Origin of the sequence: Novosphingobium sp. AAP83 (genome assembly GCF_001295795.1) — a bacterium.
Classification (GTDB): domain Bacteria; phylum Pseudomonadota; class Alphaproteobacteria; order Sphingomonadales; family Sphingomonadaceae; genus Novosphingobium.
Window position 1 is genome coordinate 1 of the sequence record NZ_LJHY01000023.1, and the last position, 20,523, is coordinate 20,523.

The following is a 20,523-nucleotide window of genomic DNA, read 5'->3' on the forward strand; positions in this document are numbered from 1 at the left end:
TAGCGCATCCTTCCATTCCTGCATGGATAATGCACCATCAATCCCCGGGACCGAACTTCGAAGAATGTTTGAACTACCTCAAACATTCCGGTTATGTTTCAGATTAATGGCACGATGCTTTAAACGAGTTGATCGCGCCACCGGGCAAGGCGGGTGACGGCATCGGCCAGCATTGCTTCGGGTTTGCAATGGCACAGGCGTACGATGCCGCCGGGCATGCCGTGGCCTTCCCACAGAGCCGATAGCGGAATCGAGGCGACGCCTGCTTCGTGGACGGCGCGTTCGCTGAAGGTGCGATCATCCAGCGCGATGCCCGATGCGGCAAGATCAATGCAGGTGAACCATGTGGCGGCGGTTGGCACCATGGCGAAGCCTTCGCGGGCAAGGCCATCGAGCAGGACGGTGCGGGTTTGGGCCCAGCGGGCGGTGCAGGCTTCGGTCACGCCGGGGGTTTCGAACCCTGCGGCCACGGCCCATTGCAGCATCGGCGGCGTGGTGAAGGTGAGGAACTGGTGCGCGCGGCCCAGCACGGCGGCCATCGCGGGCGCAGCGATCAGCCAGCCCACTTTCCACCCCGTTGCGCCGAAAATCTTGCCCGCTGAGCCGATCTTCACCGTGCGTTCGGCCATTCCGGGCATGGCGAGCAGCGATTTATGCGCCTGGCCATCGAAGCGCACGTTTTCCCACACCTCGTCGCAGATCGCGATCAGATCGTGGGCGATGCAGACCTCGGCCAGCATCGCCAGTTCTGCGGCGCTGGCCACGGTGCCGGTGGGGTTGAGCGGATCGTTGACGATGATGGCGCGGGTGCGGTTTGTGATCGCGGCTTCGATGGCTGTGCGATCATAGCGCCAATGCGGCGGGCGCAGCGGCACGAATACCGGCACTCCGCCTGCACGGCGGATCATCGGGGCATAGGCATCATAAGCGGGCGCAAACAGCACCACTTCATCGCCCGGCGCGACAACGGCAAGGATCGCCGCCGCCACCGCCTCGGTCGCGCCCGAGGTGATGATCACGGCTTCGGGGGGGAGATCGAGGCCTTGGCTGCGTGCGTAAAAACCGGCCACCGCGCTGCGCAGTTCGGGCAGGCCTGCCATCGGCGGATAGTGGTGTGACTTTTCCGCGCTCGCCTTTGCCAAAGCCTCCAGCAGCACAGGCGGCGGAGGTTCATCGGGGAAGCCCTGCCCCAGATTGATCGCGCCGGTGGCGCGGGCAAGGCCGGACATATGCTCGAAAATGGTGAGGGGCATGTCCCGGTATACGGGAGAGAGGCGCTGTGCCGGGTCTTTCATCGGCTTTGGACTGTAACGGCACGATGCCCGCCTTTGCAATGGCGGGTGCGGATCGTTTTGGAATGGAAGGGTCTGGCCTGGACTGGTGTGCCGCCCCATCTGCGGCTGGGCGAGCAGTATGCGCCGGACTATCTGGCGTTGAACCTGCAAGGGTCTGTCCCGGCGCTGGAAATGGGCGGCGATGTGTTGACGCAGAGTCTGGCGATTTGCGAGTTTCTTGATGAAACACATGCGCAAGCGCCCTTATTGCCTAAAGATACTTTGGCGCGGGCCAAGGTGCGGGCGGCGGCGCAAGTGATCGCTTGCGACATCCACCCGACATAGAAGCTTAAAGTATTGAAAATGATTAAAAAATGTGGGATGGATCAGGCTGCAACTGATGGTTGGGCGGCGGAGATTATCGAGGCGGGGCTAGAGGCCTTTGCCAGCCTGATTGCCGGCAATGCGGGGCCTTACTGCTTTGGCACGGATGTGACGCTGGCCGACGTGCTGATGGTGCCGCAATTGGGCAATACGCGGCGGTTTGGCGCGCGGTTCGATTTCTGGCGCATTGCCGATGTGGAGGCCGCTTGCATGCCGCTGCCCGCGTTCATCGCCGCCGCACCCGAAAACCAGCCAGACGCCGAATAGTCAGACCACTTCATCAATGATCGGGTTGGTGAGTGTGCCGACTTTTCCGATGCTGATTTCGCACACATCGCCGCCCTTCATATAAAGCGGGGTAGTGCGCTTGTCGCCTACGCCGCCCGGTGTGCCGGTGGCGATCACATCACCCGCAGAGAGCGGCGCGAACGTGGAGCAATAGGCGATGACCGTGGCGATATCGAAGATCAGATCGGAGATCGGTTGATCCTGCACCAGTTCACCGTTGAGGCGGGTTTGCACGCGCTGGTCAGCAAGGTCCGGCAATTCATCGGGCGTGACGAGCGCGGGGCCAAATCCGGCGGTGGCAGGAAAGGTCTTGCCCGGCGTGAACTGGATATTATGGCGCTGCCAATCACGCACCGAACCATCATGGAACACGGCATAGCCCGCAACGTGATCGAGCGCGGTTTCGCGCGGGATGCGGCGGCCGCCTTTGCCAATGATAATCGCCAATTCACCCTCATAATCAAAACGCGTGGTTTCAGGCGGGCGCACCATGGGTTCGCCGTGAGCGACAAGGCTATCGGCCCAGCGCGTGAAGATTGCGGGATAGTCCTTCTGGTCGTGTCCGGTTTCGGCCACGTGGGTGGCATAATTGAGGCCGACGCACATGATCTTGGACGGATTGGGCACGACCGGCAGGAGTTGAACAGCGGCCAAGGCATATGTGGCAGTTGTGGGCAGTGCCGCCAGATCACCGCCGAGCGCGTCTTTCAGCCATGCGGTTGTGCCCTGCGTGCCCAGATCGGCCACGCTATCACCGTCAAGACGGCCAAAGCTGGCGGTGCCATCGGGGCGGCAGAAGCTGATATAACGGGCCATGGCGTTACCTCCTAGAAGCGTTTGGTTCGGCCTGCCCTGTTGCGTTTGTGAGCGCAAGAGGCGTTGAACGGCGACATCCCCGGCCTGGATTGCGGCCATGAGGGTGGTTGCCCAAGTGGTTTGCGTCTGCAATCAGGGCGTTAACGATGGAGAGAGCGATGGCGGGCATGGTGCGGTTCGATTGGGAAGATGCGCTGGGGCTGGACGGGCAGCTTAGCGATGACGAGCGGATGATCCGCGATGCTGCGCGCGCCTTTGCGCAGGACCGTTTGCAGCCGCGCGTGATCGAGGCCTTCGCGACCGAGACGACCGATCCTGAAATCTTCCGCGAAATGGGTGCGCAAGGGTTGCTTGGCCTCACACTGCCTACCGATTATGGCTGCGCTGGCGCGTCGTATGTGGCCTATGGGCTGGTTTCGCGCGAAGTGGAGCGGGTTGATTCAGGCTATCGTTCGATGATGAGCGTGCAATCGAGCCTCGTGATGTTCCCGATCTATGAATATGGATCGCAAGAGCAGCGCCGCAGATATCTGCCCAAGCTGGCGAGCGGTGAATTCATCGGCTGCTTTGGCCTGACCGAGCCTGATGCAGGTTCCGACCCCGGCGGGATGCGCACGCGCGCGGTGAAAGTGGACGGCGGCTATGTGATCAATGGTGCCAAGACATGGATTTCCAACGCGCCGATTGCCGATGTGTTCGTGATCTGGGCCAAAAGCGAGGCGCATGGCGATGCGATCCGGGGCTTTGTGCTGGAAAAGGGCATGAAGGGGCTTTCTGCGCCCAAAATCGAGAACAAGGTTTCCTTGCGCGCTTCGATCACCGGCATGGTTGTGATGGAAGATGTGTTCATCCCCGATGATGCGCTTTTGCCCAATGTCGAGGGTTTGAAAGGCCCGTTCGGCTGCCTTAACCGCGCGCGCTATGGCATATCGTGGGGGGCATTGGGTGCGGCAGAATTCTGCTTTTCCGCCGCGCGCCAATACGGGCTGGACCGGCACCAATTCGGCAGGCCCTTGGCGGCTACGCAGCTTTATCAAAAGAAGCTGGCCGATATGCTGACCGACATCACGCTGGGCTTGCACGCCAGTTTGCGCATCGGGCGGCTGATGGACGAACATGCCTTTGCGCCCGAGATGATTTCCATCGTGAAGCGCAACAATGTGGGCAAGGCATTGGATATTGCCCGCATGGCGCGTGATATGCACGGCGGCAACGGCATTTCGGGTGAATATCAGGTGATCCGGCACATGGTGAACCTTGAAACGGTGAACACTTATGAAGGCACGCATGATGTCCATGCGCTGATTCTGGGCCGTGCGATTACGGGCATCGCTGCGTTCTGATATGACGTTTTGTGTCTGGGCTTTGGTCATCAAGCCCACCCCCAACCCCTCCCGTAAATGGAAGGGGGCAACAAGAAGTGCGCCTTTCGTAAGCGGCTTTGGATATCATCGCCTTTGCCATGCGCTGATGCCGTAATAATCAGAATAATGATTCAGATGTTTCGGGGCTGATTGTCGCAGTGCGGGACCTTTACCCACTGTGACAAAGAGCGCAGCATCGGCATTATTGATCATGCGGTGATCATAGCGGAGCGAGAGCGGCAGCATCCGGCGCGGGGCAAAGGCAGCGCCATCCCATACCGGAATGGTGCGGATGCCGGTTGCGCCAAGGATCGCAACTTCGGGTGCGTTGATGATCGGGGTGAAGAACTGTCCGCCAATTCGGCCCAATGGGTCATCCACCGCAATGCCGATGTGGAGATAATGTTTCAACACCAGCACTTCGCCATCTGCCGAAAGCGAGGTATTGAAGTGCGGATAGGCCTTTGGTGCATCGACCACCGTTGTGATCAGGAAGATCAGCGATGAAACCTTCTGGTCAGTCTGATGGTGCACGATGCCAAGGCTCGTGCAAGGTTGGCGGCAGGCTGATACGGCAAAAGGGGACGGGACCCATGCCCCGTCCCCGCATAATCAACGCGGCGCCATGCGGATCGCGCCGTCAAGGCGCACATCTTCGCCGTTGAAATAGGAATTGCGGCACATTTCCACCGCAAGCGCGGCATATTCTTCAGGCATGCCCAAACGCTTGGGGAACGGCACCGATGCGGCCAGCGCGTCCTTCACGGCCTCGCTGGCTCCGTTCATCAACGGGGTGTTGAAAATGCCCGGCAGGATGGTGTTCACACGGATGCCTTCTGACGACAAATCGCGTGCGATCGGCAAAGTCATGCCCACAACGCCACCCTTCGATGCCGAATAGGCCGCCTGGCCGATCTGGCCATCTTCGGCAGCAACGCTGGCGGTGTTCACAATCGCGCCACGCTCGCCAAAGTCGCCACGCGGCTCCAGCGTCAGCATGCCCGCCGCCGATTTGGCGATGCAGCGGAAGGTGCCGATCAGGTTGATCTGGATGATGCGTTCAAAGTCGGCCAGCGGGAAGTGCTTGGGCTCACCCGTGGCGCGGTCACGGCTGGCGGTCTTGATCGCGTTGCCGGTGCCTGCACAGTTGATCAGAATGCGCTCTTGCCCATGCGCTTCGCGCGCCTTGGCAAAACCTGCATCAACCGATGCCTCGTCTGTCACGTTGACCGGACAGAACACGCCGCCGATTTCGGCTGCGATGGCAGCACCTGCCGCCTCGTTCATATCGAAAATGGCAACTTTGACACCCGCTGCGGCCAAAGCCTTTGCCGTGGCCGCGCCGAGGCCCGAAGCGCCACCTGTAACAACAGCGGCAGTACCATTCAAATCCATCGCATTCTCCTTTGCCTATTTAGCTATTCGATTAAATATGAGCTTTTATCGCATAATCCGGCCCGTATCGACAAGCGCTGATCCGCCGGATGCCGCATGCAAACGGATTATCCGCAAGGCAAATGTCCTGACACCACAAAACCGCCGCTAGGTGCATTGCAGCATCTGCGCCGCGCTGGCATTGGTACAGGCATTGGCGTTGGCATAATGCCTGTTCCTGATGCCGTTGCATTCCCCAAGGAGGTTCCACATTGCCAAACGTCGAGCCCGCCTCATCCATCGCTGCACTCGGCATAGACTTTGGCACCACCAATTCGGTGGTCGCGCGCAGTCTGGGCGAAGCGTCGGCGGAAATGGTGTCGTTCGCCGCGCCTGATGCTGTCACCAGCGTGTTCCGCTCTGCCTTATGTTTCTGGCAGGATGGCGATATGCGCGGCGGATTGGCGCATGAAGCAGGGCCTTGGGCCATCGCGGAATTCCTCGATTTCCCGCAAGGATCACGCTTCATCCAGTCGTTCAAATCGGTCGCGGCCAGCAGCACGTTCGAACACGCCAACCTGTTTGAAAAGCGGTTGCGGTTTGAGGACCTCGGGCAAACCTTCCTGCGCCACCTGATCGATCACGCAGGCCCTGCCCTTGCCAACTTGCCCGAACGCGTGATCGTGGGGCGGCCCGTGCGCTATGTCGGCTCGCGCCCCGATGCGGCGCTGGCGCGCACGCGCTATGATGCGATGTTCGCGCTGCTCGGCCGCCCGGTGCATTACGTCTACGAACCCCTTGGCGCGGCCTACAGCTTTGCCACGCGGTTGACCGAGCCTGCCACGCTGCTGGTGGCCGATTTCGGCGGCGGCACCAGCGATTTTTCGATCGTGCGGATCGAAGCCCCCGGCGCTGCCAAACGCTGCCTGCCCTTGGGGTCTGCCGGTATCGGCATTGCCGGAGACCGCTTCGATTTCCGCATCATGGATCACCTGATCCTGCCGCTGCTGGGCAAAGGCGGCACGTATAAATCGTTCGACAAAGTGCTGGAGATTCCCGCCGGCCACTTCATCGATTTCGGCGATTGGTCGCGCCTTGCCCTGATGCGCAACCGCCGCACGCTCGAAGGCCTTGCCAAGCTGAAGCGCGCCGCCACCGATCCTGCCGCGATTGGGCGGATGATTGCGGTGATCGAACACGAGCTGGGCCATGGCCTTTACGAAGCGGTGGGGAAGCTCAAGCGCACTTTATCTTCGCAAGAACACGCCGAATTCCGGTTTGAGAGCGATGACCTGACCATCGCCGCCGATGTCACCCGTGCCCAGTTCGAAAACTGGATCGCGCCCGATCTGGCGCGCATTGCCGAAACGGTGGACGGCGCGCTGGCGTCTGCCGGCCTCGCGCCAGACCAGATCGACCACGTCTTCCTCACCGGCGGATCATCGCTGATCCCGGCGGTGCGCGATCTGTTCGAACAGCGCTTTGGCACGGGGCGCATTGCTTGCGGCGATGAACTCACCTCCATCGCCCACGGCCTCGCGCTGATTGGCCAGACGCCTGACCTCGGCGATTGGTTGGCCCCGGCAGATGCCCCCCTGTGATGGCGCGTGATTGTTGATGCGTGCTTGCAACGCACCTTGCGCCGTGAAATAGGCGCAGCGGTATTTCTTCGGCATTACGCCGGACATCCAAGGACCCAATATCATGGCAAAGTTCCTGATCGTTGAAGCGCGCTTCTATGACCACCTCAACGATATGCTCGTCGCTGGCGCAAAGGCCGCGATCGAAGCGGCAGGCCACGAAGCCGAAGTGATCACTGTGCCCGGCGCGCTGGAAATTCCGGGTGCCATCGCATTGGCCGATGAATCGGGTGATTTCGATGGCTTCGTTGCCATCGGCGTGGTGATCCGGGGTGAAACCTATCACTTTGAAATCGTAGCAGGTGAAAGCGCGCGCGGGATCATGGCGCTGACGATGGACGGCACCCCCATCGGCAACGGCATCCTCACGGTTGAAAACGAAGAACAGGCGCTCGTCCGCGCCGATCCTGCGCAAAAGGACAAGGGTGGTGAAGCCGCCAAGGCTGCCATCGCGCTGCTCGCCCTGCGTGAACGCTTCGCCTGATCGTTAAGGCCTGATCGGCATTTGCCCGAAATGGCAGGTCTGCGCTTGGCTCCATCACGCCCATAGGGGCGTGATGGAATCATCAGGCCTTACTATCACGTCACGGGTCACCGTCTGGTATGATGGCGCATGCCCGCTTTGCACGCGCGAAATCGCGCTGATGCAGCGGTTGGACAAAGCGGGGCGCCTCGATTTCATCGATGCCGATGATCCGGGCGCAGCTTGCCCCGTAGATCGCAATCTGGCGCTCGCCCGCCTACACGCGAGCGAAAATGGCAGACTGCTGTCGGGCGCGGCGGCCTTTGCCGCGATGTGGCGAGTGATCCCGCAATTGCGCTGGTTGGGGCTGGCCGCGCAAATTCCGCCGGTTGGCTGGGCCCTCGAAGGGTTCTATCGCGTTTTCCTCGTGATCCGCCCCGCGGTCCAAAAACTGTTTAAGGTTCTGGCACGATGAGCGCCAAGAAATGAGCGCCAAAAAATGAGCGACAACCGCTACCGCAAAGTGCCTTCACGGCGCCTCTCGCGCCTCGCCTCGTTCGGCCAGATTGCCACCGGTGTGGCGGGCGGCATGCTGGCCGAGGGCGCGCGGCGTCTGGCGCGCGGAGAAGCGCCGCGCTTGTCCGATCTGCTGCTTACCCCCGCCAATGCCACGCGCGTGGCGGATCAATTGTCGCGGTTGCGCGGTGCGGCGATGAAGCTGGGGCAGATGATTTCGCTCGATGCGGGCGATGTGCTGCCGCGTGAATTGACCGAGATCCTCTCGCGCCTGCGGGAATCGGCGCATTTCATGCCGCCTGCGCAATTGGAACGCGTGCTCACCGCCGAATGGGGCGCAGGCTGGCGCAGCAAGTTCAAGACCTTCGAGCCGCGCCCGATTGCAGCGGCGTCCATCGGCCAAGTCCACCGCGCCACCCTGCCCGATGGCCGCGTGCTGGCGATCAAAGTGCAATACCCCGGCATTGCAAACAGCATTGATGCCGATGTCGATAATGTCGCCACCTTGCTGCGCATGTCGAGCCTGCTGCCCGCCACGCTGAACATCGCGCCGCTGCTGGCCGAGGCCAAGCGCCAATTGCACGAAGAGGCCGATTACGTGCGCGAGGCAGAAATGATGCTTCGCTATGCCGAATTGCTGGCCGATGATCCGGCGTTTCTGGTGCCCCGCCCTTATGAACTGCTGTGCGGGCGCAATGTGCTGGCGATGGATTTCATCGACGCGCGTCCGATTGAAACGCTGTCAGTCGCGTCGCCAGAGGTGCGCAACCGCGTGCTGGGCACGATGATGGGTCTGGTCCTGCGCGAATTGTTTGAATTCGGCTTCATGCAGACCGATCCCAACTTCGCCAATTTCCGCTGGCAGCCTGCCAAAGACGGGGCCGATAACGAACGCGTCGTCCTGCTCGATTTCGGGGCTGCGCGCGCGATTGATCCGGCCACCACCGCATCATACCGCCGCATGATGCTGGCTGGCCTTGCGGCAGACCGTGATGCCTTGCGCGAATCGCTGCTCGATATCGGCTTCATCGCCGCGCCCGTGCTGGCCCGCCACGGCGCGGCGTTTGATCGCATGATCAATGTGCTGCTCGATCACTTGGGCAAGCCCGGCCTGTTCGAATTTGCCGACCGCTCGTTCGTTGAACGCATCCGGGGGGAGGCCGAGACGATTTTCGCCGACCGTTCCGCCTGGCACATCCCGCCTGCCGAAGCGCTGTTTGTGCAGCGCAAAATCAGCGGCTCGGCCTTGCTGGCGGTAAAGCTCAAAGGCAGCCTGCCCTTGCGCGATATGGTGGAACGCGCGGTGAGCGGGACGGCACCGGCCTTGCTTATCGGCGCTATGCGGGACTCGCAATGACGAATGTAGGGGACAAAAAAGGGGGCCGGCTTGCGCTGGCCCCCGTGAAAAGTTTGGGAGAGGATGCCTGAAAGGCAATTTTGGTATCGATTAAAACCAATTTTGCTGCAAGTGCGAAATGTACGTACATGAGTGCAGTTTATGCAATTGATGATCGCTTGGCCGCCAACACCGTATTGCTCAGCAAACAGGCGATGGTCATTGGCCCGACGCCGCCGGGCACGGGCGTTACGGCTTTGGCGTGATCCAGTTCGTGCGTTGCACAATCGCCGATCAGCCGCGTCTTGCCATCGTGGTCGGTCACGCGGTTGATTCCCACATCGATCACCACCGCGCCCGGTTTCACCCAATAGCCGCGCACCAGATGCGGCGCACCTGCTGCAGCCACGATGATATCGGCCTTGCGCGCCACATCGGGCAAGTCGCGCGTTTCGATATGCGTCACGGTCACCGTCGCCTCGCGCTCCAGCAGCAGCATTGAAACCGGCTTGCCCACGATGTTCGATTTGCCGATCACCACCACGTTCAACCCGCGATAATCATCAATCACGCTGTCGAGCAACAGCATCACCCCCAGCGGCGTGCAGGGCACCAGCCCGCCCGTTCCGGTGGACAAACGCCCGACATTCACCGGATGGAACCCGTCCACATCCTTGCCCGGATCAATCCGGTCGAGTACCAGCGCAGCATCAATGTGCTTGGGCAGCGGCAATTGCACCAGAATGCCGTGGACCGCAGGATCGGCATTGAACCGGTCAATCAGTGCCAGCACATCGCTTTGCGGCGTGTCGGCGGGCAGGCGATGCTCCAGCGATATGATCCCCGCCTTGCGGCACTGCGCAATCTTGCGGCCGACATAGACCTCGCTGGCCGGATCATTGCCCACCAAAATCACTGCAAGGCCCGGCGCTGTTCCCCCGCTGGCGACGATCTCCGCCACGTCCTGTGCGGTGCGCTCCAGCACTTGCGCTGCCAGCGCTTTGCCATCGATAACTTGTGCCATTGTGCCTTCAATCCCCCGCGCCGTGCGGCATCAGGGCCGCATTGCTTACATGCTATATTGTATGTGTTGCATACAAATTTATCAACCGGCCTTTTGCAACTCCGGGATCACAACCGTCAACACATGCGCCAGCGCCTTGCTGTTCAAGGCCCGCGCGCGCGCTTCAGTCTCGGCTTCGGAATAGCAGCGCAGTTCGGGCGCATTGCCTGATGGGCGGAAATGCAGGATCGCCCCACTGGCAAAGCTCATGCGGTAGCCGTCGGTCGTATCAATCGCGATTGGCAGTCCCGCGATGTCGCCAAACACGCGTGCGATCCGCGCCAATTGCGCACCCTCATCGCCGGTTGAAAGGAACGCGATCAACGCTGCGCTATCGGCCTGCGGGAAATTTGCCACGCGGTCGCTATAGGTAAAGCGCGGCGGCAATTGCGCCACTGTTTGTGCAACCGGTGTGGTCTTTGCAGCTGAAACAATCGCCAGAATCGGCAGCAGCGCATCGCGCGTTGGCAGTGCAGAAAGATCGCCTACCGCCGTGCCCAGCAGCACCCCGCCATTGGCCTCATAGCCCACAACGCAGGCCGCCGGATCGGCCTTGGTCGCCGCCATCATCGCTGCAATCACATAGGGCGATCCGATGCGGGTGCGCAAAACCCTGGGCACCGCGCCGCTCAGTTCTGCCACCGTATTGCTGCTGACGGGCGTGACGATCACATCGGCCCCCACCGCGCGCGCGCAGAGCAGGCCCACGATATCGCCGCGCAGCCACGTGCCGCTGGCATCTGCCACCAGAGGCCGGTCCGAATCGCCATCGGTGGAAATGATCGCATCGACCTTGTTTTTCGCGGCCCACTGGCTGGCCAGCGCAATATCCTCCTCGCGAATGGCTTCGGTATCCACCGGCACAAACTGTTCAGACCGCCCGAACGGCACCGCCGTCCCGCCCAAAGCCTCAACCGCACGCACCAGCACATCGCGCCCGACGGCAGAATGCTGATAAACGCCCACCGTCAGCCCCGCCAAAGCATCAACCCCGAAATGGCGGACATAGCGCGCAATGTAAGCGGCCTCGACATCGACCACGGCGGGCAACGCTACCGGATCAAGCAACCCGTCATCCGCGCCGTACCGCGCCGGATCAATGCCAATGCTTTGCCCGACGATTCCGGCCTCATCGCTTTTCAGCACTTCGCCGTGCGGGCGGTAAAACTTGATGCCGTTGCGGTCTGCCGGGATGTGGCTGCCGGTGACCATGATCGAGGCCATGCCAATGCCCATCGCATAAAATGCCAGCGCGGGCGTGGGCGTAAAGCCGCAAAACACCACCTCGCCGCCACAATCGCGCACCGCCGTAGCGCAAGCCGCCACGATTCGCGGCGTGCTATCGCGCAAGTCTCCGGCCAGCGCGACACGGTCACCGGCGGCAAATTCGCCAATGTTTTGCAAGTATTGCAAAAAAGCTGTGGCATAAGCGTGGCACAAACGGTCGGTCATCGCATCAGCCAATCCGCGCACGCCGCTGGTGCCAAAAGGCACGCCGCTTGTTGCCATAAGATCCGCGACAGTCACCTTGTGAACTCGGCTCAACTCATTCATTTGAAAAGAAATTCCTATTTTTCCAAACGCACAGATACCCCGTTCAGGGTGGGTATAGCCTTACCTGGTACGAAAACGCAAAAGATGCCGGAACCTACCCAAAGCAATGCGCATTATCTGATACAGTTCCAAAACTACGTGCAGTGCAGCAATAATTGTTTACGATAGATTGCTACAAAAACAACAATACGTGCCCATTTATGCTGCACTTGCGAAAAAATGGAAACCCATACTCCGATGGCCGACACCTCTGCCGACCACCATGTTCCGACATTCCGGGATTTTGCCAAATGGACCGGCAAAGTCCTTGGCCCTGATGCCGGGTTCATCCGGCTGGCGCTGCTTTATGGGGCGGCGATCTCGTTGCTGTCTTTGGCAACGCCGATCTCGGTGCAATTGCTGATCAATTCGGTGGCCAACACCGCGCTGCCCGCACCCTTGCTGACCCTGGCGGCGATCCTGTTCATATTGCTGGTTATTTCCGGCGTTCTTAGCGCGTTCCGGGTGCATTTGCTCGCGATGTTCGAGCGCCGCTTTTTCGCGCGCCTTGTCGCCGAAATCACCTTGCGTGCGGTCCATGCGCAAAACCCGTTTTTCGTCGATTCGCGGCGCGGCGATCTGTTCAATCGCTTTTTCGATATGGGCGTGGTGCAAAAATCGCTGACCAGCCTGCTGATCGGCGGTTTTACCATCGTTCTGCAAAGCCTGGTCGGCTTGATCGTCACCAGTTTTTACCACCCGTTCTTTCTGGCGTTTAACCTGGTGCTGGTGCTGCTGGTCGTCATCATCTGGCGCGTCTGGGCCAGTGCCAGTTTGCGCACCGCGGTTATCAAAAGCCACGCCAAGCATGCCAACGCCCATTGGCTGGAAAGTGTTGGCGGATCGAACGGCATTTACAAATCAAGCCGCCACATGATGTTCGCGATCGGCAGGTCCGAAGAACTGACCGCGCGCTACGTCGAGAGCCATCGCCGTCACTTCCGTCACACCTTCAGCCAGACAGTGGCGCTTTTGCTGCTTTATGCTTTGGCCAGTGCAGGTCTGCTGGCACTGGGTGGCTGGCTGATTTTGCAGGGCGAGCTTTCGATTGGCCAGTTGGTCGCGGCCGAACTGATTCTCTCGGGCGTATTCTATGGCATCGCCCAGCTTGGCACCTATCTGGAAACATTCTACGATATGGCCGCAAGCCTTGAAGAATTGCACTTGTTTTGGGAAGTGCCGCAGGAAGCTGCCCCCGATGGCGATCAGCCATCGCCGCCCGATGGCGCAATCCGCCTGCGCGATGTGCGCCACGGCGGCTTCATCTTTGATTTTGCGCTGGATGGCGGCGCGCAAGTCGGGGTTATGGCTGCCCCCGGCGTCGAGCGCTGCCTGGCAGCACTGCTTAAACGTCTCGAAGTGCCGCATAACGGTTTTGTCAGCGTGGGTGGCGCGGATCTCGGCACCTTCGATATGTACCGCCTGCGCTCCGATGTGATCGTGCTCGATCGTCCTACCATCGTCGAGATGACCGTGCGCGAATACCTTGGCCTCAGCGTTTCGGGACGTCCCGAAGCGATGCTGGAAGCACTCGAACTTGTTGGCCTTGCAAACCGGATCGGCGAATTGCCCGGCGGCCTTGATGCACGGCTATCATCGTCTGGTTGGCCGCTTTCGGTGGGCGAGATGATGGCGCTCAAGCTGGCGGGCGCATTGCTGGCCCGTCCGCGCGTGCTGATGCTCTCGCCGATCTACGATATGCTGCCGCCACACCGTCTGAACGCGGTTCTGGCAGCGCTGCGCCCCTATGGCACAACCGTTCTGCAATTCACCGAACGGCCAGAAGGGCTGCTACGCGATTCCTGGCTGTGGATCGGCAAAAACCAACAGCGCAAGGCGGGCGATCCGGCAGAGATTCTGCCGCTGATCTCTGGCGAGGGGGAGCGCTGAGCCATGGCTACGGTCCCTCGCAATGTTGCTGCGTTCACCACTTTGTCCGGCTTGCGCGTACCCCGCGCCACGCGGGCGCTGGGCTGGATGCTGGGCATCAGCTTCCCGCTGATCATCGTGTTTCTGTTCCTGGTCCAATGGGTGCAAACCGCGCCCGGACGCGGCGAAGTGATCGCGGTGAACCCCGAAGATCGCGTCCAGCAGGTGACCGCGCTGGTCCCCGGCCGCGTCGAAAAATGGTACGTGGTGGATGGCCAGTCGGTGAAAAAAGGCGATCCGATTGCCCGGATCATCGACAATGACCCATCGCTGCTCACCAGCCTCGCTGCCGAACGGGCGCAAGTGCTCGCACAGATCGCCGCCGCCGAACAGGCGATGACCGTGGCCCGGATCGATGTCGGGCGTTCGGGCGAATTGCTGTCCGAAGGCCTTGCTGCACGGCGGGACCTGGAAAACGCCCAGATCAAGGTATCCGATCACGCCGCCAAATTGGCTGAGGCGCGCGCGAAACTGAGCAAAGTGGATATCGCGCTGGGCCGTCAATCGGCGCAGCTTGTTCGCGCGCCTCACGATGGCCGCATCCAGTCCTTGAACACCGCCGCCGGGGCCACATTGGTCAGCGCTGGTGATTGGCTGGCAACGCTTGCGCCCGATAATGCGCAACGCGTGGTCGAACTGCTGGTCGATGGCCGCGATGTTGCGCTGGTGCGGCGCGGACAACCGGTGCGCCTGCACTTTGAAGGCTGGCCCGCGATCCAGTTCAGCGGCTGGCCTTCGGTTGCCCAAGGCATGTTCGATGGCCGCGTGCGATCGGTTGATCCGTCCGCGCAGACCAATGGCCTGTTCCGCGTGCTGGTCGAACCGATGCCCGGTATGCCCAAATGGCCGGAAGACAATTACGTGCTGCTCGGATCAAAGGTACGCGGCTGGATCCAGATGGAAACCGTCACCATCGGTTACGAGCTATGGCGCCAGTTGAACGACTTTCCGCTCGAATTTCCGCAACCGGTCGATACCGGTCCGCGCAAGGGCACGGCGGCCAAAGCGATGTATGACAAGGAATCCACCAAAGCGAAGGCCGATAGCGACGACGGTGAGGACGAGAAATGATCCGCCGATTGGGGATGGCGCTGGCCCTGATGCTGGCCCTGCTGCTTGCGCCTACGGCCCGGGCCGCAGAACTGACGCTGGCGGAAGTCCTGCGGTCATCCTCCACCCACGCGCCGCAAATTCTTGAGGCCATGGCGCGGCAGCGGCAGGCCGATGCACGGGCGCTCACGGCACAGGGCCAGTTCGATCTGGTATTCGATGCCGAAGCGCAGGCCCGCCCGCTGGGTTTTTATGATGGCGTGCTGACCGAGGTGCGCGCCACGCGTCCGCTCGAAACCAATGGTGGCAGTATCTATGGCGGCTATCGTTTATCGTCCGGCAACTTCGCCGGTTATGATGGCAAATCGGTAACCAACCAGTTGGGCGAAGTCCGCGTCGGCGCGGTGTTCTCGCTATTGCGCGACCGGATGATCGATGAACGGCGCGGGCGGCGGGAACTGGCCGAAGCGGATATCGATCTGGCCGCGCTGGACCGTGATCTGATCGCCATCGGCGTACAGCGCCGCGCGATTGAAGCCTACCAGCTTTGGGTCGCAGCAGGCTTGCGCGTCGCCACATTGCGCGAACTGTTCGATCTGGCACAAGAGCGGCAGGCCTCGATTGACCGGCAGATCGAACTGGGCGCACGGCCCGCTATCCTCAGCGTGGAAAACCGCCAGAATATCGTGCGCCGCCAAGCCTTGCTGGTGCGCGCCGAACAGGACCTGACGCTGTTTGCCAACGCGCTGTCGCTGTTCCTGCGCGATGATCTGGGCCAACCCGTCGTGCCCGATGCCAAACGCCTGCCGCAGCACATGCCCGAAGGCGTCAAACCCCGGCTGGTGGACCGGCAGGAAGCCATGTCGGGCCGCCCCGATATTCAGGCCCTGATTGCGCGGATCGATCAGAACACCATTCGCGCAAGGATGGCCGAAAACGAATTGCGCCCGCGCCTCGATTTGCGCGCCGAAGCATCGCAAGACATCGGCAGCGGATCACCCACCCGCTCGCCCGGAGAGGCTCTGTTCGGCCTGCGCTTTTCGCTGCCGCTGGAGCAGCGCGCTGCCAAGGGCCGCATCGCCGAAGTGGCGGCAGAGCAAGACGCGCTATCGATCCGCCTGCGCTTTCTCGAAGAGCAGGTCGGCGTGGAAATCGCCAACTTGCGCACACAAATGGACGGGGCAGAACGGCTGGCCGCCCTTGCCACCGACGAAGCCGCGCTTGCCCGCCGTATGGCTGCAGCCGAGCGCCGCCGCTATACTTTGGGGGCGAGCGATTTCCTGATCGTCAACTTGCGCGAAGAAGCTTTGGCCGATGCTACAATTCGCGAAATTGACGCTATCTACCGCAGCGCTGCGGCCCGTGCCGAACTGGTTGCTGCCATGGCAGATCGCAGCCAATTGGGCATTTAAGCCCATTAAGTGATAAACGCCTTGTCAGATTTACAGCTTGGCAAGTCCGGGTATCTATAGCCAACTCTTCCCTTATCCCGGAGTCTTCATGTTCGCCAGTTTCAAGGCCCTGCGCACTTGCGCGGCCATCAGCGCCAGCGCCATCGCATTTGCGCCGGGCTTGGCCTTGGCCCAAGCGCCTGACGGGGCCGAACAGCCGGCGGGCGAAATCGTCGTCACCGCGCAAAAACGGGCCGAACGCGCAGCCGATGTGCCGCTCTCTCTGTCGGTGCTGGGCGGTGAAGCGCTTGATGCCGCGCGGCTGACGCAGGCCGATGATCTGGCCATGCGCATCCCCAACTTACGCTTCAGCGCCACGGTGGGTGAAAACACGCCGATCTTTGCTTTGCGCGGCGTTTCGATGTCAGACTTCAGCCTCAATCAGGCAGGCCCCGTGGCGGTCTATTATGACGAGGTTTACAAAGGCAATTTCGCCTTCCTCGGCCTTGCGCTCTATGATCTCCAACGCATCGAAGTGCTGCGCGGACCCCAAGGCACGCTCTACGGCAAAAACACCACGGGCGGCGCGATCAATTACCTTGCAGCGCGGCCGGAGTTTGAAAATTCGGGTTATATCAAGGCAGGCATCGGCAATTTTGGCCGGGTTGAAGCCAATGGCGCTGCCAACGTGGTGATCAGCCCCACGTTGGCCGCGCGCGTGGCCTTCACGGCGGCGCGGGCTGACGGCTGGTTCCGCAACCGCCTGCCCGGTAGTCCGAACCTTTCGGGCACGCGCGAATACGGGGTGCGCGGCTCGCTGTTGTGGCAACCGTCCGACAGCGCCGAACTGGTGCTGCGCCTGTCCACCAGCCTGCAAAACCCCACCAATTACGGCAACTATTCCAAACCGCGCGAAGATGGCGTCGGCGCGGGCGTTTACGAAGCGTTTGGCGCGGGGCAAAGCTATTTCCGCCAAGGCCTTGGCATCCGCGAGATTGAATCCAATTACACCCCTCGCCGCCATGCCCGCACATGGTCGGCGGCGCTGACCGGCACGTTCAAACTCGGCGATGCGCTCACCCTCACCACGGTCACCGGCTGGGACAAGGGCAGCCTGTTCGTGCCCGAAGACACCGACGGCAGCCCCAGGCGCACGCTTGAAATCCCCTATACCGATCGCGGTACGCAATTCGGCCAAGAAGTGCGGCTGACTTATGACAATGGCGGAGCGCTATCGCTGATCCTTGGCGGCCATTATCACCGCGAAGACCTGTTCAACGCTACCGACCTCAACTTCTGGACCGACCTTGACGTGGACGGCAATGGCCGCGTCGATGTGGATGATTGCACCGCAAATGACAGCCTGCTCGCCTGCGTCATTTCCAACCGGTTCGATCAGGACAAGCGCAGCTATGCACTGTTCGGCGATGCGCGCTGGAAGCTTTCCGATGCTACCACCTTGCGCGGGGGGTTGCGCTTTACCCGCGATACCGGCGCGCAACTGGGCCTGACGTCATCCATTCGCGGGGTTGATGGCCAGTTCGTCACCACCCTGATCGCGCCAACCGACCGCCGCTTTGCCGCCAGCAACCTGTCGGGCAAGTTGGGCATTGATCACCGTCTGGCAGGGGGCGCATTGCTGTTTGCCAGTTACAGCCGAGGCTATCGCGCCAGCGGATTTAACGCGCAGGCCTTTTTCGACGCATCCGAAGCAGGCGTGGCCAAGCCCGAAACCATCGATTCATTTGAAGCAGGGGCCAAGCTGGGCGGACGCGCCCTGTCGCTGTCGCTGACAGGATTCCACTACCTCTATCGCAACCAGCAGTTCCTCTCGGTCAACGCCGCAGACGCCACACAAACGCTGGTCAATCTCGACAAGTCGCGCATTTACGGGGCCGAAGCCGAAGTGGAGGCGCGGCCCGATGACCGGCTCTCGCTGCAACTGGGCCTGGGCCTGCTCCACGCCCGCGCCACACAGGGCACGATCAGCGGGTTGGATGTGGCGGGCAATACCTTGTCCAACGCGCCATCGCTCACCGCTAATGCCGGGATCAGCTATGCCGTCTGGGCCGATGATACCGGCAGTGTCACCCTGCGTGCGGATGCCGCCTATACCTCGGCGCAGTTCTTCGAAATCGTCAATATCCCCCGCCTGCGCCAGCCCGGTTATGCGCTGCTGGGTGCCGGGATGGATTGGGTGCGCGGCGATTGGACGCTATCGCTCTGGGGCCGCAACCTGACCGACCAGACCTACTTCACCTCGCGCATCGACTTGTCGGGCTTTGGCTTTGATTACAACCACGTCGGCACCCCGCGCACCTTCGGTGCCAGCATCCGGCGGGGATTTTAAGGGACTATGGCGTTGGAATGCCCACCCCGCTGCGACTAAACTCGCCTTTGGCTCGTCAAGTCTCGCTCCCCTCCCGCTCATCCTTAGCTTGTTGAAGGGGGGATGGGCTTAGCCCGACCTTATCTGATCGGAAAAACCAGCGTAAAGGTCGATCCTTCGCCTTCAACACTGCGCACGGCCACTTTTCCGCCGTGCAGGCCCATATAGAATTTCACTGCGTTCAGCCCGATGCCGGTGCCTTTGGTGCCTTTGGTATTGGCCGACCGGAAGAACCGCGTAAACAGGCGGCGCATGTCTGCTGCGGGCACGCCGATGCCGTGATCGGTCACCGAAAGCTCCACCCGCTTGCCCCGCCGGATGCAGCGCACATCCACGCTGGCGCCTTGCGGCGAATACTTCAACGCATTGGAAAGCAGATTGTCGAGCGAGCGTTCGACCAGCCCTGCATCCAGCAGCAGTGATGGCACATCGCCCAGTTCTATCACAAAAGCCCTGTCAGGATGCAGCGTGCGCTGGCTGGCCACGGCCTTTTCCAGCAGCGGACCAATGTCCAGCAGCTCGGGGTGGAAGGCCACTTTGCCCTCGGCAATAGACGACCAGCCCAGCGTGCGGTCGACCGCTTGCGCCATACGTGTGGCGGTGGCGCGGATCGCATCGGCGCGCGCGGCAATCGCGCTATCGCTGCCCGCCATGCGCCCGATCCGCCGCGCTGCGCCATCAATGATCGTCAATGGCGTGCGGAAATCGTGGCTCGTGATCGACAGGAACAGGCGCTGCGTTTCCACCATCGCCTTTTCGCGCACGAGCGCCTTTTTCAAACGTCGCTCAAGCCGTTGGGCGCGGGTCACATCCTGTTGTGAAAGCAGTAGCGAAAGCCTGCCGGTCACCGGATCATTCAGACGTCGCAAGGTGATCTGGTGCAAACGCAAGGTATTCCCGGCCATCTGCTGGATGCCGTGCGCCGAACCTTTCTGGAGGGCCTTGCTGCGCAACGCCGCAGCCTCGGCCGGATGGGCAAACATCGCCAGAAAGTTATCGAAACCGGGCAGATTGATAAGGCTCAAGCGGTTCACCAGCGCTTCGGCAGCCGGGTTGTGCATCAACCACTGGCCCTCGTGGGTGCATAGCGAAATCATCAGCGGGGATTGGCGCACGGCGGCAATGGCTCGCAGTTCATAGGTAAAATCGGGCGGCAGCGCGCTTCTTTCAAAAGTGCCTGTTCCGGCATCAACCAGCATCGCCAACCGCCCGTCTTCCAGACTGACAGCGGAAATGCGGCATTCGCGTGAACAGGGCTCTCCTCCGGGAAAATAGGTCCAGTTTTCATGACGCGTGCCGCCACCTGCACCCAAAGCGACGCGCAAGTTCCCGAGCCGTTCGGCTGTGCCCTGACCCACCGGATTGAAATCGCGGGCGGCCAGTTCGGCAACGCTGTGCGCCTGCCAGAAGGCCAGGCCTTGCGCATTGGCCCATACGATCCGGGTTTTATCGAAATCGTAAATCCACAGCGCCCGGTCAATCAGCCCCAGCAACGCCAATGCCTCGCCATGGCCGGGCGGCAGTGGCGCAACAGGGGTATAACAAGGCTGCTGCGCTCGGTTCATGGTGTTATTCGCTACGCCCCCACAACACTAACTTAGCAATTTCCGGCGATATCCGGATGCAAGTTGAAAGTCGGTGTGCAGGTGCTCG

General features: G+C 61.2%; 18 protein-coding genes. 11 read left to right on the top strand and 7 right to left on the bottom strand.

Annotation, left to right across the window (positions count from 1 at the left end):
- Positions 1-119: 119 nt before the first annotated feature.
- On the bottom strand, positions 120-1,295 hold the full coding sequence (locus tag IP81_RS13705) for an aminotransferase (RefSeq protein ID WP_054108577.1): 1,176 nt from the start codon (positions 1,293-1,295) through the stop codon (positions 120-122).
- On the opposite strand from IP81_RS13705, the gene IP81_RS21300 reads away from it, so the two are divergent.
- Both IP81_RS21300 and IP81_RS21305 read left to right on the top strand, forming a co-directional pair.
- The gene (locus IP81_RS21300) at positions 1,230-1,619 is read left to right on the top strand and encodes a glutathione S-transferase N-terminal domain-containing protein (RefSeq protein ID WP_255352429.1); all 390 of its coding nucleotides are present in this window, start codon (positions 1,230-1,232) and stop codon (positions 1,617-1,619) included. The two genes, IP81_RS13705 and IP81_RS21300, sit on opposite strands and share 66 nt — an antisense overlap.
- Before the next feature lie 18 nt (positions 1,620-1,637).
- The gene (locus IP81_RS21305) at positions 1,638-1,925 is read left to right on the top strand and encodes a hypothetical protein (RefSeq protein ID WP_231626793.1); all 288 of its coding nucleotides are present in this window, start codon (positions 1,638-1,640) and stop codon (positions 1,923-1,925) included.
- On the opposite strand, the gene IP81_RS13715 is transcribed toward IP81_RS21305, so the two are convergent.
- Positions 1,926-2,762 (bottom strand): fumarylacetoacetate hydrolase family protein, encoded by an 837-nt coding sequence (locus tag IP81_RS13715; protein WP_054108719.1) that lies wholly within the window; start codon positions 2,760-2,762, stop codon positions 1,926-1,928. It abuts the gene before it with no gap.
- 158 nt (positions 2,763-2,920) lie between these two features.
- Between IP81_RS13715 and IP81_RS13720 the strand changes: the two genes are divergently transcribed.
- A complete protein-coding gene (locus tag IP81_RS13720; protein ID WP_054108578.1) occupies positions 2,921-4,105 on the top strand; it encodes an acyl-CoA dehydrogenase in 1,185 nt (394 codons plus the stop codon).
- 105 nt (positions 4,106-4,210) lie between these two features.
- Here IP81_RS13720 and IP81_RS13725 read toward each other — a convergent pair whose 3' ends face one another.
- Entirely contained in the window at positions 4,211-4,660 is a 450-nt protein-coding gene (locus IP81_RS13725) for a 2-oxo acid dehydrogenase subunit E2 (RefSeq protein WP_054108579.1), read from the bottom strand.
- Positions 4,661-4,738: 78 nt separating this feature from the next.
- Positions 4,739-5,521, bottom strand: coding sequence for an SDR family NAD(P)-dependent oxidoreductase (locus IP81_RS13730; RefSeq protein ID WP_054108580.1), 783 nt, complete (start codon positions 5,519-5,521; stop codon positions 4,739-4,741).
- A 251-nt stretch (positions 5,522-5,772) separates the two neighbouring features.
- Here IP81_RS13730 and IP81_RS13735 point away from each other — a divergent pair, with 251 nt between their 5' ends.
- The 4 genes from IP81_RS13735 (at position 5,773) to IP81_RS13750 (ending at position 9,476) form a co-directional block, all read left to right on the top strand.
- Entirely contained in the window at positions 5,773-7,101 is a 1,329-nt protein-coding gene (locus IP81_RS13735; RefSeq protein WP_231626794.1) for an Hsp70 family protein, read from the top strand.
- Positions 7,102-7,204: 103 nt separating this feature from the next.
- On the top strand, positions 7,205-7,624 hold the full coding sequence (gene ribH / locus IP81_RS13740; RefSeq protein WP_054108581.1) for a 6,7-dimethyl-8-ribityllumazine synthase: 420 nt from the start codon (positions 7,205-7,207) through the stop codon (positions 7,622-7,624).
- A gap of 73 nt (positions 7,625-7,697) precedes the next feature.
- Positions 7,698-8,078: a thiol-disulfide oxidoreductase DCC family protein gene (locus IP81_RS13745; RefSeq protein WP_082356171.1), complete on the top strand. Its 381-nt coding sequence runs from the start codon at positions 7,698-7,700 to the stop codon at positions 8,076-8,078.
- 24 nt (positions 8,079-8,102) lie between these two features.
- Positions 8,103-9,476, top strand: a complete 1,374-nt coding sequence (locus IP81_RS13750; protein ID WP_054108582.1) for an AarF/ABC1/UbiB kinase family protein — start codon at positions 8,103-8,105, stop codon at positions 9,474-9,476.
- 139 nt (positions 9,477-9,615) lie between these two features.
- On the opposite strand, the gene folD is transcribed toward IP81_RS13750, so the two are convergent.
- Positions 9,616-10,479, bottom strand: coding sequence for a bifunctional methylenetetrahydrofolate dehydrogenase/methenyltetrahydrofolate cyclohydrolase FolD (gene folD / locus IP81_RS13755; RefSeq protein ID WP_054108583.1), 864 nt, complete (start codon positions 10,477-10,479; stop codon positions 9,616-9,618).
- An 81-nt stretch (positions 10,480-10,560) separates the two neighbouring features.
- Complete coding sequence (locus tag IP81_RS13760) at positions 10,561-12,072, bottom strand: phosphomannomutase (RefSeq protein WP_054108584.1); 1,512 nt, start codon at positions 12,070-12,072, stop codon at positions 10,561-10,563.
- A 237-nt stretch (positions 12,073-12,309) separates the two neighbouring features.
- Here IP81_RS13760 and IP81_RS13765 point away from each other — a divergent pair, with 237 nt between their 5' ends.
- From IP81_RS13765 to IP81_RS13780, 4 genes are all read left to right on the top strand, one after another.
- Entirely contained in the window at positions 12,310-14,001 is a 1,692-nt protein-coding gene (locus tag IP81_RS13765; RefSeq protein WP_054108585.1) for an ABC transporter transmembrane domain-containing protein, read from the top strand.
- Positions 14,002-14,004: 3 nt separating this feature from the next.
- The gene (locus tag IP81_RS13770; protein WP_054108586.1) at positions 14,005-15,111 is read left to right on the top strand and encodes an efflux RND transporter periplasmic adaptor subunit; all 1,107 of its coding nucleotides are present in this window, start codon (positions 14,005-14,007) and stop codon (positions 15,109-15,111) included.
- Positions 15,108-16,502 carry a TolC family protein gene (locus IP81_RS13775; protein ID WP_054108587.1) on the top strand — a complete coding sequence of 465 codons (1,395 nt, stop codon included), beginning with the start codon at positions 15,108-15,110 and terminating at the stop codon, positions 16,500-16,502. The genes IP81_RS13770 and IP81_RS13775 overlap by 4 nt, the downstream gene beginning before the upstream one ends.
- An 88-nt stretch (positions 16,503-16,590) precedes the next feature.
- On the top strand, positions 16,591-18,831 hold the full coding sequence (locus IP81_RS13780; RefSeq protein WP_054108588.1) for a TonB-dependent receptor: 2,241 nt from the start codon (positions 16,591-16,593) through the stop codon (positions 18,829-18,831).
- 119 nt (positions 18,832-18,950) lie between these two features.
- Here IP81_RS13780 and IP81_RS13785 read toward each other — a convergent pair whose 3' ends face one another.
- Positions 18,951-20,435 carry a HAMP domain-containing sensor histidine kinase gene (locus tag IP81_RS13785; protein WP_054108589.1) on the bottom strand — a complete coding sequence of 495 codons (1,485 nt, stop codon included), beginning with the start codon at positions 20,433-20,435 and terminating at the stop codon, positions 18,951-18,953.
- Positions 20,436-20,523: the final 88 nt, after the last annotated feature.